The organism is Sorangium sp. So ce836, assembly GCF_028553905.1.
Taxonomy (GTDB): Bacteria; Myxococcota_A; Polyangia; order Polyangiales; family Polyangiaceae; genus Sorangium; species Sorangium cellulosum_D.
Window position 1 is genome coordinate 12,712,402 of sequence record NZ_CP102233.1, and the last position, 15,986, is coordinate 12,728,387.

Below are 15,986 nucleotides of genomic sequence, written 5' to 3' on the forward strand. Positions count from 1 at the left end.
TAGGCGGGAATCGGCGCGAGGACGCGCGTTCCGGAGGCGCGCAGCGCAGCGCGGTGCCCCCGCCGGCCGCAGATTGGCGTAGCTTGGTGTGACCGAGGTCGTCATGCGCCAGCGCGTCCCCGATGCATTGATGGCAGCGAGCACGGAAGAGCTCACGAGGGTCGAGCTCACCGTCCTGGAATCCTCGCTCTCCGGCGGCGTGCCCAAGGACCTCACGGGCCATGTGTTCGCGATCGGCCCGGTCGGCTCGGTGGACGGCGGGCTGCCCAGGGCGGACGGCGCGCCGATCCTCAATGGCAATGGGATGATCTATCGGCTCGATTTCGGCGGCAGCGGCGCGGTCCGGTTGACCTCGAGGCTCGCGCGCACCCCCTGTTATCACGCGGACGCCGCCTCGCGCCCCGGCACGCGCTTCGAGGCGCTCGGCTTCCGCGACGCCGGGCTCCTCCGCTTCTCGCCCCACCTCGGCCTGCGGGACCACCTCAATCACGCCTTCGTGCCGATGCACGCGCCGCGCGCGCCCGCGCGGCTCCTCATCACGGGCGACACGGGGAGGCCCTACGAGATCGATCCGGCGACGCTCCAGCTCGTCACGCCGATCGGGCGCAACAGCACGTGGTACCCGGCGGCGCCCGTCGACCACCCCTTCCCCATGACGCTGGCGACGGCGCACCCGTGCTTCGACGCGGAGCGGGGCGAGCTCCTCACGGTCAACTACGGCCGCTCGCTCCTCCACCTGTTCGCCGCGTCGCTGCCGCGGCTCGACGAGATCGCCGCCCTCCCGCGCTCCTGGGACCGGCTCGCGTCGGCGGCCGCGTCGATGATCGAGCAGCAGCTGCTCCGGCCGACCGCGGATCGGCTCGAGCTGCTGGCGAAGCGCGCGCTCGAGCGCCTGCCCGCGCGCTTCCGCCCGAGCGCGCCGCCCGGGCCGGGCGACCTGCTCGCGCGGCAGGCGGCGCGCTTCGGCGGCGTCCCGCTCGACGAGGCGGCGGGCGACTTCGTGCACCTCCTGCGGTGGGACGGCCACAACGAGCCGGAGCGGCACGCGCTCCTCCTGCCGAGCGGCGCGCCGGTGCGCGTCGAGCAGAGCGTGCACCAGCTCGGCCTGACGCGGCGCTGGGTCGTGCTCGCGGACACGGCCTTCCGGATCGGCCTGGAGAGCGTGGCCTGCCGGGGCTCCGGGGAGAGCCCGGGGGTCGAGCGCCTCCTCCGGTCGCTGCTCACGATGCCGCACGAGCCGAGCACGACGTTTTACCTGGTCCGGCGGGACGCGCTCCGGCCGGGCGGCGGGTCCGTCGTCGTGAAGAAGGTCGTCGTGCCCCTGGAGACGCTCCATTTCCTCGTCGATTACGAGGACGCGGGCGACCGCATCACCGTGCATGCGGCGCACAACTGCGCCACGGATCACGCCGAGTGGCTCCGGCCCTACGATCGGCACGCGGCCGACAGGGCGTCGGCGCCGGCCCGGCTCCGCGGGTTATCCCCGCTCGGGCAGGCGGACGTGAACCGCATCGGCCGGTATACGATCGACGCGGCGGCCGAGCGCGTCGTGGATCAGGCGGTGTTCGCCGACCCGGCGCGGGCGCTCGGCGTCGGCCTCTACGCGCACCGGGAGGCGGGCCCGTCGTGGATGCCGCCCGATCGCATCGAGAACGTCTACTGGCGCGGCGCCGGGATCTGGGACGAGCTCTCGACCGAGTTCATCGATCGGCTCTACGCGGCGCACCCGCACAGGTCGCTGCCCCTCTCGGCGCTCCGGCGGATGCGCGCGGAAGGCGGGCACCCCGACAGCCTGTTCCGGTTCAACCACCGCGCCATGCGGATCGAGGATCGCTACGAGTTCCCGCAGCGCGCCGTGGGGTGCTGGCTCAGCTCGCTGCAGTTCGTGCCCCGGCGCGGCGGCAGCGGGGCGGACACCGACGGGTACGTGGTCGCGCTCGTCACGACCGCGCACCGCGCGGAGGTCTGGATCTTCGACGCGACGAACCTCGCCCGAGGGCCGCTCTGCAAGCTGGGGCACCCGGCGTTCCGGCCGGGGCTCACCCTCCACACGGCGTGGCTCAACGCCGCGCTGCCGTGGCGAGTCGGATACAAGGTCCCGGTGCGCGAGGACTACGAGGATTTCGTGGCCGACGCCCCCCTCGACGAGGTGAAGGCGCTGTTCGAGGAGGCGGTCTATCCGCGGCTCGCCTGAGCCGCCTACAGGCAGGGGGCCGCGGCGCGAGGCAGGGACGGCTCGGCGCCGCGCGCGGGCGCCTCGGCCCCGAGGCCGTCGCCCCGCTCGAGCAGCACCCCCGCGGCGCCGTCGCCGAGGATCGCGGTGATGTGGTCGTCGACCCACGGCTGCCCCGCGCGCAGGCGCCACGACCGCACCTCGCTCGCGACGACGAGCACGCGCCGCGCGCCGCGGTAGAGGTGCCGAGTCGCCACGTCGAGGGCCGCAGAGAAGCCGCCCTGAGCCGACCAGAGATCGAGCGTCAGCGCGGGCGAGAGGCCGGCCATGCACGCGGCGAACGCCGCCCCGCCGGCGTCGCCTCGCCCGCGGTCGTCGCTCGTCATGATGAGGACATCGACGAACGGATCGCGGAGCCGCCCCGCCTCGATGAGCTGTCGCAGCACCGCCGCGGCCATCGACAGCGTGGTCTCCGCCGCGTCGGCAAAGCGCCGCTCCACGACGCCGGTGGTCCGCTGCAACCACTCTGCGGAGTAGGGGAGGCCATAGCTCGCGATGAGCTCCTGGTTCGTGACGATGCGCTCGGGGAGATAGGTCGCCACGGCCGTAATGCGGCACTCAGGCATGTTTCCGCTCTGTTCAGCGCCCGCAACCGGCGGCCGCCGATCCTGCAAACCTGGTCGAGACGGCTCGATCCGGCGCTCCGCCCCCGCCGATCGGCCAGCGCCGAGCTCGCTGGCAAGCCAGCGTCCCGGACGACATGAGACAATCCGATGTCGAAACGAAAAGGGCCGTGCGGCAGACTACAAGTTCGGATGCTCCCTCCCCGTCTCCGACATCCAGCACTGGACCATTTACAGAACGTCCTGCGCAAGTGGGAATGACGGCCGCTTCGGCTCCGCCCGCGCCGAGGCGAGCGGCGCCATGGATAGAGCAGCGCCGCAAGCGTCGCGGGCGGCGCGCTCGCGACGCATCGCGTCATAAACTATCTGCGGGGTTGTGAGGAAGTCGCGCGCGCCGCGCGCGGCACGGCGCGAACCGAGGGGGCGACGCAGCGCCCGAGCGATCATGTCGCGGAGGGAACGAGGATGACGGCGGCGGACGGTTCCGACCGGAGTCGAGATTTATGCTCTCGCGGGCGCGCGAATGCACAAACGTATCGGAGCGTCCGGCGCTGAGCAGGCAGGGCGCAGCGCGCGCGTCTCCCTCGGACGGCGCGAGCGATTGCGTCGGCGCTGCGCGGAGGCCGGGGTTTCTCTGGGTCCTGAGGGAGGTTCCACCTATTGTGAGAACACCGCTGCTCGCCGCGGCCGCGGCGCGCGACCGCGTCACGGCGCGTCCTGCGCGGCGCGCGGCGCGCGAGGCCTCGGCGCGCGGCGCTCTTGCCGCGCGAAAGCTCCCGGCGAGGGGCAGAGGCCCTCGCCCCCGGCGCGAAAGCGGCGCCGCCGCGCGCGCGCCGCGCCTCGCCCGGATCCACCGCGATCGAATCGCGGAGAAATACCAAGGGAGCGCAGATCCGAGGAGCGCCTAATTCGCGGACGCTCTCCGCGAATTCACGAGGTCTCGAAGCGGCATCCTCTGCACAGGAGCGCGAGGCACACAGCCTGCTCTTGGGTGAGCCAAGGTGTTCGGGGGCCGCAAGGCCTATCAGGGACACCGGGGAGGACCAATGATCTCGATTCACGGCAAGATGATGGGTCTCGCGATGTTGCTGGCGCTCGGGGCCGGGTGCGCGGTCGGCTCGGATGAGGACTTCGACGCGGATGACGAGAGCGTCGACTCGACGACCGGGGCGCTGGAAGAGGCGGAGCGCGGCGGGTACGCGGCCCAGTCCCAGGCTCAGATCGGCCAGATGGGGCCCAGCAAGCTCGGTCTGCCCCCGAGCAAGGGTCTGCCCCCGAGCAAGGGTCTGCCCTCGAAGGGCGTGCTGCCCGGCAAGGGCGAGCTCATGCCCGGCAAGGGCATGCTGCCCAGCAAGGGCGAGTTCCCGAGCAAGGGCGGCCTCCCGAGCAAGGGCTACCCGACCAAGGGCGGGTACACGGGGCAGGGCCCGGCGCAGCTCGGCCAGGTCGGGCAGGAGGCGGGCCTCGGCGCGCCGTCGCAGATCGGCCAGGCGCAGCTCGGCGTGCCGTCGCAGATCGGCCAGGCGCAGCTCGGCGTGCCGTCGCAGATCGGCCAGGCGCAGCTCGGCGCGCCCGCGCAGATCGGCCAGGTGGGCGTCGGGCAGACGGGCACGCTGGTGGGGCAGGAGACCGGGCAACGTGACGGCGAGCGCTGCTTCGGCGGCGGCTTCGGCGGCTTCGGCGGCTTCGGCGGCTTCGGTGGCTTCGGCGGCTTCGGGTGCGGCGCGACGGCGATCACGACGTCGGTCACCACCCTCTTCCCGGGCTTCATCAACCCGTGCTGCGGCTTCGGCGGCTTCGGCGGCTTCGGCGGCGGCTTCGGCGGCTGGGGCTGGTGATCTCGATCTGATGGCACCTCGCCGGCGTGCGCCCGAGGCTCCGCCTCTCCGGATCCCGCGGCGCCGCGCCGGCCCTCCTCAATCGCTGGGGCTCTCGAGCGCCGGCGGCCTGGGGTTGGAGTTCCCAGGCCGCCGGTAGCTCCTCTCTCTCCCTCCACCGCTCGCGCAGGAGCCCCACCCCACCGCCCGCGCCGGTGGGGAGCACGCGAGCCCCCGATCCCCTCAGCCGCCCTGACCGAGGGCGCGATCCAGGTAGAACGCCGCGCTGACCAGCCCGAGGTGCGTGAACGCCTGGGGGAAGTTGCCGAGCAGCTCGCCGCTCGCCCCGATCTGCTCGGAGTACAGCCCGAGGTGGTTGGCGTAGGTGAGCATCTTCTCGAAGATGAAGCGCGCGTCCTCGAGGCGGCCGGCGCGCGCCAGCGCCTCGACGAGCCAGAAGGTGCAGATGCTGAAGGTGCCCTCCCTGCCGGTCAGGCCGTCGCCGGCGCCCTTGCCGAGCTCGTAGCGGTGGACGAGCGTGTCGCTGGCGAGCTCCGCGAGCGTGCGGTCGATCGTGCCGACGATCCGAGGGTCGGTGGGGGAGATGAAGCGCATGAGCGACATGAGCATGTTGCTCGCGTCGAGCGCCGACGAGCCGAAGGACTGCACGAACGTCCTCCGCTCCGCGTCCCAGCCGTGCGTCATGATCGCCTCGTAGATGTCGTCGCGCGCGCGCGCGATGCGCGGGCGATCGAGCGGCAGCGAGCGCTTGTCGGCGAGCCGCAGCGTCCGGTCGAGGGCGACCCAGCACTGGAGCTTCGAATACACGAACTGCCGCTTGCCGCCGCGCACCTCCCAGATGCTCTCGTCCGGCTGCTCCCAGCTCTGGCACACCCAGTAGGCCATGCGCCGGAGCTCGCGCCAGAAATCGTAATGGATGGGCGATCCGTACTTGTCGAACAGGTACACCGAGTCGATGAGCTCGCCGTAGATGTCGAGCTGGAGCTGCGCCGTCGCCCCGTTGCCGACCCGGACCGGCCGCGACCCGCGGTAGCCGTCGAGGTGGGTCAGCGCGACCTCGGGCAGTTCGTGGCGGCCCTCGATGCCGTACATGAGCTGGAGCGGCCCGGTGGGGCCGTCCCTCTCGGAGACGCGGGCGCTCAGCCATTCCATGAAGCGCGCGGCCTCCTCGGTGTAGCCGAGCCGGAGGAAGGCGTAGAGGGTGAACGCGGCGTCGCGCACCCAGACATAGCGGTAGTCCCAGTTGCGGACCCCGCCGATCTCCTCGGGCAGGCTGGTGGTCGCCGCGGCGACGATCGCGCCGGTCGGCTCGAACGTGAGCAGCTTGAGGACGAGGGCCGACCGGTCGACCATCTCGCGCCAGCGCCCCTTGTAGCGCGACCTGCCGAGCCACCTCCGCCAGAACTCGACCGTGCGCAGGAGGGCGTCCTCGCCGTTGATCGGCGTGGAGAGCAGGCCGTCGCTCGCGGTCCAGTCCTCGACCTGGCGCAGCGCGAACGTGGCCGACTCGCCGGGCTGCAGCACGAAGTCGGCGGTCACCCCGCCGGCGCCGTCGCTCGACAGGGGGACCGGGCTGATCAGCGCGAGATCGAGGCCATCCGAGTCGAAGACGGCGCCGCGCGGGTCGTCGAGGATGAGGCGGTGGGGGCGGCGGGCGAAGTCGATCGCGGGGCGGCAGGCGAGCTGGAAGCGCACCGCGCCGCGGACGGCCCGCGCGACGCGGACGATCTGGTGCATCCCGCGGCGGTAGGAGCCGTACGGGTCCCGGTGGATCGGCATGAAGTCGCAGACCTCGCCGACCCCGTCCGCGTGGAGGAAGCGCGTGAGGAGCACGTTTGTGTCGGGCATGTACATCTGCTTGCGCGACGCGGCGTGCGCCGCCGCGAGCGCGAAGCTGCCCCCCTGCTTGTCGTCCAGGATCGCCGCGAACACGCTCGGCGAGTCGAAATGGGGCAAGCAGCACCAGTCGATGGATCCATCCATCCCGACCAGCGCCACGGAGTGCATGTCGCCGATGACGCCGTACGACTCGATGGGCTTGTAGGGCATCACCTGTTCATAGCGCCCGTCCGGCCGAGAGGTACCTCCCCCGCCGATCTTTCGCGGCGCCTGCCCTCATGACCTCGGCGGCAGCCGCGAGAGCTTCCGCTGGAGCGAGCGCCGGTGCATCCGGAGCTTGCGCGCGGCCTCGGAGATGTTCCCCTCGCAGTCCGCGAGCACGCGCTGGAGGTACTCCCACTCCACGCGCTCGAGCGACGGCAGGTCCTCGTCGCCGCTCGCGGCCGGGGCGAAGCCGAGCAGCGAGCGCGCGCACCGGGCCGCGTCCACCGGCTTGGTCAGGTAATCGACGGCCCCGGCCCGGATCGCCGCCACCGCGTTCGCGATCGTGCCGTACCCCGTGAAGACCACGATGCGGATGCCGTCGTCCATGCTCCGCAGCGCCCCGACGAGCTCGATCCCGTTCTGCCCAGGCATCCGGACGTCGACGAGCGCGTACTCGAACACGTGCTCGCGCGCCATCGCCGCGGCCTCCTCCGCGCTGCCGGCGAGGAACACCGCGAAGCCGCGCTGGCCGAGCGCCTGCCCGAGCGCCGACCGGAACGTCGCGTCGTCGTCGACGATGAGCAGCGTCGGCTCGCCGGTGGGCTCCGCGCTCATGGATCCACCGGCGCGAGGCGCAGGGCGACGCGGGTGCCGGCCGGCTGCCTCGACGACACCGTGAGCCGGCCCCCGACCTGCTCGATGAGCGTCCGCACGAGGTAGAGCCCGAGGCCCATCCCCTCGCCAGGCGCCTTTGTCGTCACGAACGGCTCGCCGAGCCGCCCCGTGAGGCCCGCCGGGACGCCCGCCCCGCCGTCCTCCACGCTGATCACCGGCGCGCCGCCCTCGTCCCCCACGGTGACCACGATCGGCCCCGCGGCCGCGGGGCTCGGCCCGAGCGCCGCGAGCGCGTTGTCGAGCAGCGCGAACAGCGCCGCCTCGATGTCGGCCGCGTCGAGCGGCACCGTGCGCCGCGGCGCGAGGTCGCCGCGCACCTCGACGGCGACGCCGGGGTGCGCCGCCTGCCACGCCGCCACGCCGCGCACGGCCGCCTCGCCGACCTCGACCCCGGCGCGCAGCTCGTCCGCGCGGACGTCCGCCCGCATGCGCGCGATCACGACGCGGCAGCGCTCGACCTGCTCCGCGATCGTCCGGGCGCGGCGGCGCGCGGCGTCGGTCGCCGCCGGGTCGCACTGGCTCTCGCCGGCGAGCACCGCGATCGTCCCGAGCGGGGTGCCGAGCTCGTGCGCGGTGCCGGCGGCGAGCGCGCCGAGGGCCTGGAAGCGCGAGGCCTCCTCGGCGCGCCGGCGGAGCGCCGCGTTCTCGGCCGCGCTCTCGTCGAGGGCGCGGCGGACCTTCAGGAGCACGTGGGCGACGAGCGACGAGCTCAGCACGAAGGCGAGGAGCATCCCGTAAAGGTGGGTCGAGAACGCGCCGTGCTCCGGGTGGCTCGGGCAGCACGCGCCGGCGGGGAGGGCGAAGAGCGCCGCGAACAGGCACGCCGCGAGCGCCGCGAGCGCGAAGGTGGTCCGCGCCGGCAGGAGCGCGGCGGCGAGCGCGACGTGCACGAAGAAGAGGGCGCTGAACGGGTTGCCCGCGCCGCCCGACGCGGCGAGGACGCCGGCGATGGCGACGAGGTCGAGCGCGACGACGCCGGCGACGAGGGCGCTCTGCGCGCCCTGCTGGGACCGCACCCGCCGGGCGAGGGCGAGATTGAGGCCGCCGGCCAGCGCGAGGATGGGCACGGCGACGCCGTACCGGACGTGGTAGCCGAAGAGCGCCTCGTCGACGATCAGGGTCGCGGCGAGCAGCGCGAACACGGCCCAGCGCAGGCCGACGAGCCACCGGAGGACGATCCCGCCGGCCGGCGCCCGATCGAGGGAGGCGTCGTGCGTCACGGCGGGAGTATAGCGCGAGAGCCAGGAGAATCGCCCTCACCGAGGCCGGAGCACGGAGAACAGCGCGCGCGGCAGCGGATTCAGGGTCCCCTGATAGACCGTCTCCTCGCTGGAGAGGAGCTCGAACTCGGCCCCGAAGATCTCGCGGATCTCCTCGGGCGTGAACCGGTACGGGCCCTCGGTCCACGGCTCCAGCACGCTGAAGCACTTGAGGAAGAAGAACCCGCCCGGCGCGACGAGCCGCTTCAGCGCGCGCACGTAATCGCCTCTCCGGTCCGGCGGGAGGACGTGGAAACAGCCGCGGTCGAAGACGACGTCGAACCGGCCGTCGAGCCGGCTGTCCAGGATGTCGTCCTGCACGAAGCGCACGGCGGCGCCCCGCTGCGCCGCCTGCGCCGCCGCCTGCTCGATGGCGGCGTGCGAGAGGTCGGTGCCGGTGACGTCGAACCCGCGCTCGGCCAGCGCGAACGCCTGCGTGGCCGGGCCCGTGCCGAGGTCGAGCGCCCGCCCTCGCGCGACCTGCATGCGCTCGAGCGCCTGCGCGAGATCGGGATCCAGGCCCGCGTGGTACCACGGCAGGCTCTCTGCCGGGGTGTTTCGATACAGCTCTTGCCAGTCCGGGAAGTTTCGCTGCTCGCTCATGTCCAACCTATAGTCCTCCGGAGCGGCGCCGCACCCGGCGTTCTCGTGTAGGCTCCGGCGCATGCAGCGGCGCCGGAGCGGAGGGGCAGGGCGGTGAGGATCACGTGCGTGGGCGGCGGGCCGGCGGGCCTCTACGCCGCGCTGCTCGCGAAGCAGCGGGACCCGCGGCGAGAGGTGGTCGTGATCGAGCGGAACCGCCCCGACGACACCTTCGGCTTCGGGGTCGTGTTCTCGGACGCGACGCTCGACAACCTGGCCGAGGCCGACCGCCCGACCTACGACGCGATCCGGGGCAGCCTCGCCCACTGGGACGAGCTCCACGCGCACTTCGGCGGGCGCGTCCTCGTCTCGACGGGGCACGGCTTCAGCGGCCTGTCGCGCCGGAGGCTGCTCGCGATCCTCCAGGACCGGGCGCGGGAGCTCGGCGTCGCCCTGCGCTTCGACGAGGAGGTGACGGACCCGGCCGAGGCGCTCGCCGGGAGCGATCTCGTCGTCGCGGCCGACGGGGTGAACAGCCGGATCCGCGAGCGCTTCGCCGACCGGTTCGGGCCGCGCATCGACGTGCGCCCCAACCGGTTCGTGTGGCTCGGCACGACGTTCCCCTTCGACGCCTTCACGTTCTACTTCGAGGAGAACCGCCACGGCCTCTTCCGGGTGCACGCGTACCGCTACGAGCCGGACCGCTCCACGTTCATCGTCGAGTGCCGCGAGGAGACCTTCCGGCGGGCGGGCCTCGACCGGGCGAGCGAGGACGAGACGATCGCGTACTTCGAGGAGCTCTTCGAGGGCAAGCTGAAGGGGCACCGGCTGCTCAAGAACAGGAGCGTCTGGCGGAGCTTCCCCACGGTGCACAACGAGCGCTGGAGCTTCGAGAACGTGGTGCTGCTCGGGGACGCGGCGCACACGGCGCATTTCTCGATCGGCTCGGGGACGAAACTCGCGCTCGAGGACGCGATCGCGCTCGTCGACAGCCTGGGGCGGAGCCCGCGCGTGCCGGAGGCGCTCGCCGCCTACGAGGCCGAGCGCAAGCCCAAGGTGCTCGCGTTCCAGCGGGCCGCGCAGGTGAGCCTCCAGTGGTTCGAGAACACCGAGCGCTACATGGCGCTCGACCCGGTGGAGTTCATGTTCAGCCTGCTGACGCGGAGCCTGCGGGTGACGCACGAGGGGCTGAAGGAGCGCGATCCGGCGTTCGTGCGCGAGGTGGACGCGCACGTCGCGCGGAAGGCGGAGGCGCAGTCGGACGCGCGGGCCTCTGCCGGGGGCGGCGGCCCGCCGCCGCCGATGTTCACGCCGTTCCGGCTGCGGTCGCTCGTGCTGGAGAACCGGGTCGTGGTCTCGCCGATGTGCCAGTACTCGGCGGAGGACGGGCGGATCGACGACTGGCACCTCGTGCACCTGGGCAGCCGGGCGCTCGGCGGGGCGGGGCTCGTGATCACCGAGATGACGGACGTGAGCGCGGAGGCGCGCATCACGCCGGGCTGCGCCGGGCTCTACCGCGCCGACCACGCCGAGGGGTGGCGGCGCGTGGTCGACTTCGTCCACGCGCGCTCCCGCACCAGGATCGGCGTCCAGCTCGCGCACGCGGGGCGCAAGGGCGCGACGAAGCGGATGTGGGAGGGCATGGATGTGCCGCTCGAGCGCGGCGCGTGGCCGCTCCTCAGCGCCTCCGCCATCCCGTACCTCCCTGGGAGCCAGGTCCCGAAGGCGATGGATCGCGGGGACATGGATCAGGTGACCTCGGATTTCGTGCAGGCGGCGCGGTGGGCGGACGAGGCCGGCTTCGACCTCATCGAGCTGCACTGCGCGCACGGCTACCTCCTGGCGAGCTTCATCTCGCCGCTCACGAACCGGCGCGACGACGCGTACGGTGGTTCCATCGAGAACCGGATGCGCTATCCGCTCGAGGTGTTCGACGCGGTGCGGGCGGCGTGGCCGGCGGAGAAGCCGATGAGCGTCCGCATCTCGGCGACCGACTGGGCGCCTGGCGGGCTCACGACGGACGATCTCGTCGCGCTGGCGGCGATGCTGCGGGAGCACGGCGCCGACATCATCCATGTCTCGGCGGGGCAGACGGACCCTTCCGGCAAGCCGGAGCACGGCCGGCTGTTCCAGACGCCGCTCGCGGAGCTCGTGCGGCTCGAAGCGAAGGTGCCGACGATCGCGGTGGGCAACATCCAGAGCTACGCGGACGTGAACAGCATCATCGCGGCCGGCAGGGCGGACCTGTGCGCGCTCGCGCGGGCGCACCTCTACGATCCGTACTGGACGCGGCACGCCGCCGCGGAGCAGGGGTTCGACCTGGAGTGGCCGCCTCAGTACCGGTCGGTCGCGGGGTACACGCTCCGCATGCGGTGACCCGGCGCCCGTCGTCGGCGGCGTCGAGGACCAGCGCGGCGCTTGCGAGCTGCGCCTGCGTCTTGCAGAGTCGCCTGACCCGATGGCGTCCGAGGACGTCCGCTTCCGCGAGCGCGCACCACACCCCCTCTTGGGCGGTGCGGTGCAGAGCTACTCCTCGTACGAGGAGCGACACACGGTGAGCACGGAGGAGCACCGCCTCCTGCCGGAGGCCAACATCGATCTCGTGTTCCACTGCGGCGATGCGCGCATCGAGGGGCGCGATGGCCGCCTGCGCCCCTTGCCGCCCGTCTTCGTGATCGGCGTCCGGGACGAGCCTGCCCGGATGGTGTCCCGCGGCCTTGCCCGCGTGCTGGGCGTCCGCTTCCACCCGTGGAGCGCGCTCTCCTTGCTCGAGCGCGAGGCCGATCTCCGCGGGACCTGCACGACGGTGGGCGCTGGGCTGCGGGCGCTCTCCGAGCGCGTCGGACCGCTCCTCGAGCAGGGCGCCTGCGACGCGGCGCTGCGGCTCGTCGAGGGGTGGCTGCTCGCGCGGCAGCGCGTGGCCCGCCCTCCCGCCGGCCCGGTCGCGGCGGCGGGCCTCGAGCTGCGCGCGAGCCACGGCGGCGCCCGCGTCGGCGCCCTCGCCGGGCAACTCGGGCTGTCGGTCCGGCAGCTCGAGCGGCAGTTCAAGCGAGCTGCTGGCCTGTCCCCCAAGGCGCTCGCGCGGCTCATTCGCTTCTCCCGGGCCACCGAGCGGCTCGAGCGCGATCCGGAGGCGAGCCTCACCGCGCTGGCCTTCGAGCTCGGCTATGCGGATCAGGCGCACTTCATCCGGGAGTTCCGCGCCTTCACGGGCATGAGCCCCGGCAGCTACGCCGGCGAGGTGCGGAGCCTCTCGCCGCGCGGCGAGGGCGCGCGGGGCGCGCGGGACGTCAATCGAGGGGAAGACACGCGCGGTTGAGCTGCACGCGAACGCGCGCCGATGTCGCGTTTGTTCAATCGGAGGCGGCGCGGGGATCGTTACGGTCGCCGCATGACGAGCTCCGTCGAGCGCCGCTCCGGCGCGGGCCTGCGCCCTCGGGCGCTCCTGCTCCTCCAGGCGACGGCCTTCCTGAGCGCGGCCGGCAACGGGCTGGCCGCCCCGGTGGTCCCCTTCCTCGCCGCGCGCTTCGCCGGCGACGCTGCCCATGCGGCGTCGGCGGTGGGCCTGCTGAGCGCTTCGTATTCGCTCTGTGCCTTCTTCTCCGCGCCGGCCCTCGGGGCGCTGAGCGACGCGACGGGCCGCCGCCCGGTGCTCCTGCTCAGCCTCGTGGGCTCCGCGGCCGGCTACGCGCTGTTCGGCCTCGCCGACGCCCTCCCGCTCCTGCTCCTCGGTCGCATGATCGACGGCCTCACGGCGGGAAACGTGGCCACGGTGTTCGCATATCTGGGCGACACGGCGCCAGACGAGCAGCGCGCCCGGAGCTTCGGGCGGGTGGGCGCGATGTTCGGGGCGGGGCTCATCGCCGGCCCGGCGCTCGGCGCGCTGGCCCTGAGGCTCGGCCTGAAGGCGCCCTTCTTCCTGGCGGCCGCCCTCACCGCGTTGAACGCCGCGGGGAGCTACCTGTTCCTCGAGGAGAGCCTCGCCCCCGAGCACCGGGCCCGCGCGCTTTCGTGGCGGAGGCTCAACCCGTTCTCGCAGCTCTCGGGGCTCTTGCGCATGAGGCACCTCCGTCCGCTCCTGACCGTGGGCGCGCTCTTCACGACGGCCTTCGTCTCGCTCCAGGCGACGTTCGCGCTCCTGGCCAAGGACCGGCTCGGGTGGGGCGCCGACGCGGTGAGCTTCGCCGTGATCGCGGTCGGCGCCACGGATGTGTGCGTCCAGGGGGTGCTGCTGGAGCGGCTCGTCAGGCGGATCGGGGACGCGCGCGTGCTGGCGCTCGGCCTCGCCCTCGTCGTCGTCGCCCTCGCGACCATGGGCCTCGTCGCGAGCCACCCTTCGGCGCCGGCGTTCGTCGCGGCCATCGTGGCGATCGCGGCCGGCGAGGGCCTGCTCACGGCCTCCTTCTCCGCGCTCCTGTCGCGGGCCGCCGGACCGGCCGCGCAGGGGCAGGTACAAGGCGGCCATCAGGCGCTGCAGGAGCTGGGCTATGTGATCGTCCCGCTCGTCGCCACCCAGCTTTACGCGCGGGCCGGCATGGGCGCGCCATTCTGGGCGGCGGCTGCGGTGGCGGCGCTCGCTGGCGTGTTCCTCCGGGCGAGCGTCATCGAGGCGCCCGCGCCTGGCGGGGGACCTTCGTGATGAGAACGGCGAGCGCCTGAGGCCCTGAGCGCGCCGGAGAGGCCCCTCGGCCCGTGCGGCGCGGCAGCGAAAAAAAAGTGGGGGCCGGGCCTTGATCCTCACGCTACGTGAGGACCTAGCCTCCGGGGCATGGACGTCCTCCCCCGCCCTGGAAACAGGGGAAGCACCATGCGTTCAGCACCGTTGAAAGTCGGCGATCTCGCCAAGCAGACCGGCCTCTCCGTCCGTACGCTCCACTATTACGAGGAGATCGGGCTGCTGTCTCCGTCGCACCGCACGGCGTCGGGGCACCGGATGTACTCGGCAGGCGACGTCGCCCGGCTCCAGCAGATCAAGTCGTTGCGCGAGCTCGGCTTCAGCCTGGAGCAGATCACGGGGTGTCTGGACCGGCCGGGGTTCTCTCCGCTGGAGACCATCGAGCTGCATCTCGCGCGGCTGCGCGAGCAGATCGCGCTGGAGCAGAAGCTCTGCGCGCGGCTCGAGGGTCTGGCGAACGTGCTTCGCGCGGGGGAGGACGTCTCTGTGGAGCAGCTCCTTCAAACCATCGAGGTGATGACCATGATCGAGAAGTATTACACCCCAGAGCAGCTCGCGGAGCTCAAGCAGCGCGCGGAGGCGATCGGCCCGGAGAAGATGCGCGAGGCCGAGTCGGCGTGGAAGCAGATCTACGAGGACATGCGGGCGGAGATGCAGAAGGGCGCCGATCCGAAGAGCGAACCGGTGCAGCAGATCGTGAAGCGCATGCGGGAGCTCATCGACGCGTTCACGGGGAAGAATCCGGGGATCGAGAGATCGCTGAACCGGATGTACCAGGAGGAGCCGTCGATGAGGAACCAGCACGGTGTGGATCCGGCGCTGCACGAGTTCATCGGCAAGGCGATGAGCTAAGGTGCTGCGCGGTAGTTTAGGTAGTCCGTAGGTATCCGGCGGGGCCCCCGCGCCGCGCGGCGGGCTCCCTCTCCTCCCGCCGACCGCTTCGCCTACGATGACGCCCCTCCAACATCGGCCCATCCCGCGATCCCATGCTGGATTTCGCTCGCTCGGACCGAACTCCTGGAGTACAACAGCATTGGAATCTTGACACGATGTCGACGCGATGAACGAACGACCGACCTCGACGGAGCTCGAACGCGAGAACGCGGCCCTGCGCCAGCGCGTGGCCGAGCAGGAAGATGCCCGGGCGAAGCTGGAAGCGCTCTGCTCGGTGATCCCGATGTTCGTCGCCTTCATCGGTCGCGACGGGATCCTCCAGGAGGCGCTCCCGACGGTCGTCGTCACCGCCGAGATGGCCAGGCAGGGGAGCAACACCCGGATGGGCTCGGTGGTCCGAGAAGACCACCTCGAGCGCTGCATCGCGGTCATCCAGGAGTCGCTCGCGAACCGAACGATCCTGCGCGTCGAGTACCCCATCACGGTGGGCGAGGACGAGGTGTGGTGCGAGGCCACCTGCAAGCCCTTCACGAACGACACCGTCCTCTGGGTCGCACACGACATCACCGCGCAGCGGCAGCTGGCGCACACCCAGGCGGAGCTGCGCGACTCCCAGGAACAGGTGATCCGGGCCCAGCAGGCCGCCCTGCGCGAGCTGTCCACGCCGCTCGTCCCGCTGGCCGAGGGCGTCGTCGCCATGCCCCTCATCGGCACCCTCGACAGCGCCCGCGCCCAGCAAGCCATGGAGAAGCTCCTGGACGGCATCGTCCAGCACCAGTTTCACACCGCCATCGTCGACGTCACGGGCGTCAGGAACGTCGACGCCGAGTCCGCCGACGCCCTGCTGCGCATCGCGCGCGCCGCGCGCCTCCTGGGCGCCCAGCTCATGCTCACCGGGATCAACCCGGACACCGCGCAGACCTTGGTGGAGCTGGGGGTCGACCTCGCAGGCATCACCACCCGCAGCACCCTGCAGAGCGGCATCGCCCACGCCCTCGCCCGGCCAGGCACGCGCCCCGCAACGCCCGCGCCCGCTGTCCCCACCTCGGCTGCGCGCGCCCGGCGTGACCCCCAGGGGAGCTGATCCCTCGGCGCCCATGCCCGCGCTCCCCGCGCCCCGCGACCGGGAGAGGCGCCGCGCCCCTGACCGCGCGGGAGCGCCCGGCGCCACCGGTCGCGGCGCATTCCAGCGAGGCAGCGGCGAGCGGCAGCCGGCCCACGATC

The 15,986-nt window shown here is 72.6% G+C and carries 12 protein-coding genes; 7 read left to right on the forward strand and 5 right to left on the reverse strand.

All coding sequences use genetic code 11. The features are described 5' to 3' along the window. Positions 1-130 precede the first annotated feature (130 nt). On the forward strand, positions 131-2,194 hold the full coding sequence (locus tag NQZ70_RS46510; RefSeq protein WP_129579968.1) for a carotenoid oxygenase family protein: 2,064 nt from the start codon (positions 131-133) through the stop codon (positions 2,192-2,194). Between the two features lie 5 nt (positions 2,195-2,199). Here the strand turns inward: NQZ70_RS46510 and NQZ70_RS46515 are convergent, their stop codons facing one another. Further along, entirely contained in the window at positions 2,200-2,799 is a 600-nt protein-coding gene (locus tag NQZ70_RS46515; RefSeq protein WP_129579969.1) for a hypothetical protein, read from the reverse strand. A 1,043-nt stretch (positions 2,800-3,842) separates the two neighbouring features. Between NQZ70_RS46515 and NQZ70_RS46520 the strand changes: the two genes are divergently transcribed. Continuing rightward, the gene (locus NQZ70_RS46520; protein WP_129579970.1) at positions 3,843-4,634 is read left to right on the forward strand and encodes a hypothetical protein; all 792 of its coding nucleotides are present in this window, start codon (positions 3,843-3,845) and stop codon (positions 4,632-4,634) included. Positions 4,635-4,856: 222 nt separating this feature from the next. Here NQZ70_RS46520 and NQZ70_RS46525 read toward each other — a convergent pair whose 3' ends face one another. The 4 genes from NQZ70_RS46525 to NQZ70_RS46540 form a co-directional block, all read right to left on the reverse strand. Further along, positions 4,857-6,683 (reverse strand): glycoside hydrolase family 15 protein, encoded by a 1,827-nt coding sequence (locus NQZ70_RS46525; RefSeq protein ID WP_129579971.1) that lies wholly within the window; start codon positions 6,681-6,683, stop codon positions 4,857-4,859. 66 nt (positions 6,684-6,749) lie between these two features. Further along, on the reverse strand, positions 6,750-7,292 hold the full coding sequence (locus NQZ70_RS46530) for a response regulator transcription factor (RefSeq protein ID WP_129579972.1): 543 nt from the start codon (positions 7,290-7,292) through the stop codon (positions 6,750-6,752). After that, entirely contained in the window at positions 7,289-8,572 is a 1,284-nt protein-coding gene (locus tag NQZ70_RS46535; protein ID WP_129579973.1) for an ATP-binding protein, read from the reverse strand. Before NQZ70_RS46535 ends, NQZ70_RS46530 begins: the two co-directional genes overlap by 4 nt. A gap of 36 nt (positions 8,573-8,608) precedes the next feature. Further along, positions 8,609-9,214, reverse strand: a complete 606-nt coding sequence (locus NQZ70_RS46540) for a bifunctional 2-polyprenyl-6-hydroxyphenol methylase/3-demethylubiquinol 3-O-methyltransferase UbiG (protein WP_129579974.1) — start codon at positions 9,212-9,214, stop codon at positions 8,609-8,611. A gap of 93 nt (positions 9,215-9,307) precedes the next feature. Here NQZ70_RS46540 and NQZ70_RS46545 point away from each other — a divergent pair, with 93 nt between their 5' ends. The 5 genes from NQZ70_RS46545 (at position 9,308) to NQZ70_RS46565 (ending at position 15,846) form a co-directional block, all read left to right on the forward strand. Then, positions 9,308-11,569 (forward strand): bifunctional salicylyl-CoA 5-hydroxylase/oxidoreductase, encoded by a 2,262-nt coding sequence (locus NQZ70_RS46545; RefSeq protein WP_237244672.1) that lies wholly within the window; start codon positions 9,308-9,310, stop codon positions 11,567-11,569. Between the two features lie 82 nt (positions 11,570-11,651). Further along, positions 11,652-12,512, forward strand: coding sequence for a helix-turn-helix domain-containing protein (locus NQZ70_RS46550; RefSeq protein ID WP_129579975.1), 861 nt, complete (start codon positions 11,652-11,654; stop codon positions 12,510-12,512). Positions 12,513-12,584: 72 nt separating this feature from the next. Further along, positions 12,585-13,832: an MFS transporter gene (locus NQZ70_RS46555; RefSeq protein ID WP_165374507.1), complete on the forward strand. Its 1,248-nt coding sequence runs from the start codon at positions 12,585-12,587 to the stop codon at positions 13,830-13,832. 168 nt (positions 13,833-14,000) lie between these two features. Further along, the gene (locus tag NQZ70_RS46560) at positions 14,001-14,720 is read left to right on the forward strand and encodes a MerR family transcriptional regulator (RefSeq protein ID WP_129579977.1); all 720 of its coding nucleotides are present in this window, start codon (positions 14,001-14,003) and stop codon (positions 14,718-14,720) included. Positions 14,721-14,928: 208 nt separating this feature from the next. Continuing rightward, a complete protein-coding gene (locus NQZ70_RS46565) occupies positions 14,929-15,846 on the forward strand; it encodes an STAS domain-containing protein (protein ID WP_129579978.1) in 918 nt (305 codons plus the stop codon). Positions 15,847-15,986: the final 140 nt, after the last annotated feature.

Bases quoted from the DNA above. Each gene is read 5' to 3' on its own strand.
- NQZ70_RS46510 (WP_129579968.1), top strand. From the start codon at position 131: ATGGCAGCGAGCACGGAAGAGCTCACGAGGGTCGAGCTCACCGTCCTG.
- NQZ70_RS46515 (WP_129579969.1), bottom strand. From the start codon at position 2,799: ATGCCTGAGTGCCGCATTACGGCCGTGGCGACCTATCTCCCCGAGCGC.
- NQZ70_RS46520 (WP_129579970.1), top strand. From the start codon at position 3,843: ATGATCTCGATTCACGGCAAGATGATGGGTCTCGCGATGTTGCTGGCG.
- NQZ70_RS46525 (WP_129579971.1), bottom strand. From the start codon at position 6,683: ATGCCCTACAAGCCCATCGAGTCGTACGGCGTCATCGGCGACATGCAC.
- NQZ70_RS46530 (WP_129579972.1), bottom strand. From the start codon at position 7,292: ATGAGCGCGGAGCCCACCGGCGAGCCGACGCTGCTCATCGTCGACGAC.
- NQZ70_RS46540 (WP_129579974.1), bottom strand. From the start codon at position 9,214: ATGAGCGAGCAGCGAAACTTCCCGGACTGGCAAGAGCTGTATCGAAAC.
- NQZ70_RS46550 (WP_129579975.1), top strand. From the start codon at position 11,652: ATGGCGTCCGAGGACGTCCGCTTCCGCGAGCGCGCACCACACCCCCTC.
- NQZ70_RS46555 (WP_165374507.1), top strand. From the start codon at position 12,585: ATGACGAGCTCCGTCGAGCGCCGCTCCGGCGCGGGCCTGCGCCCTCGG.
- NQZ70_RS46560 (WP_129579977.1), top strand. From the start codon at position 14,001: ATGCGTTCAGCACCGTTGAAAGTCGGCGATCTCGCCAAGCAGACCGGC.
- NQZ70_RS46565 (WP_129579978.1), top strand. From the start codon at position 14,929: ATGAACGAACGACCGACCTCGACGGAGCTCGAACGCGAGAACGCGGCC.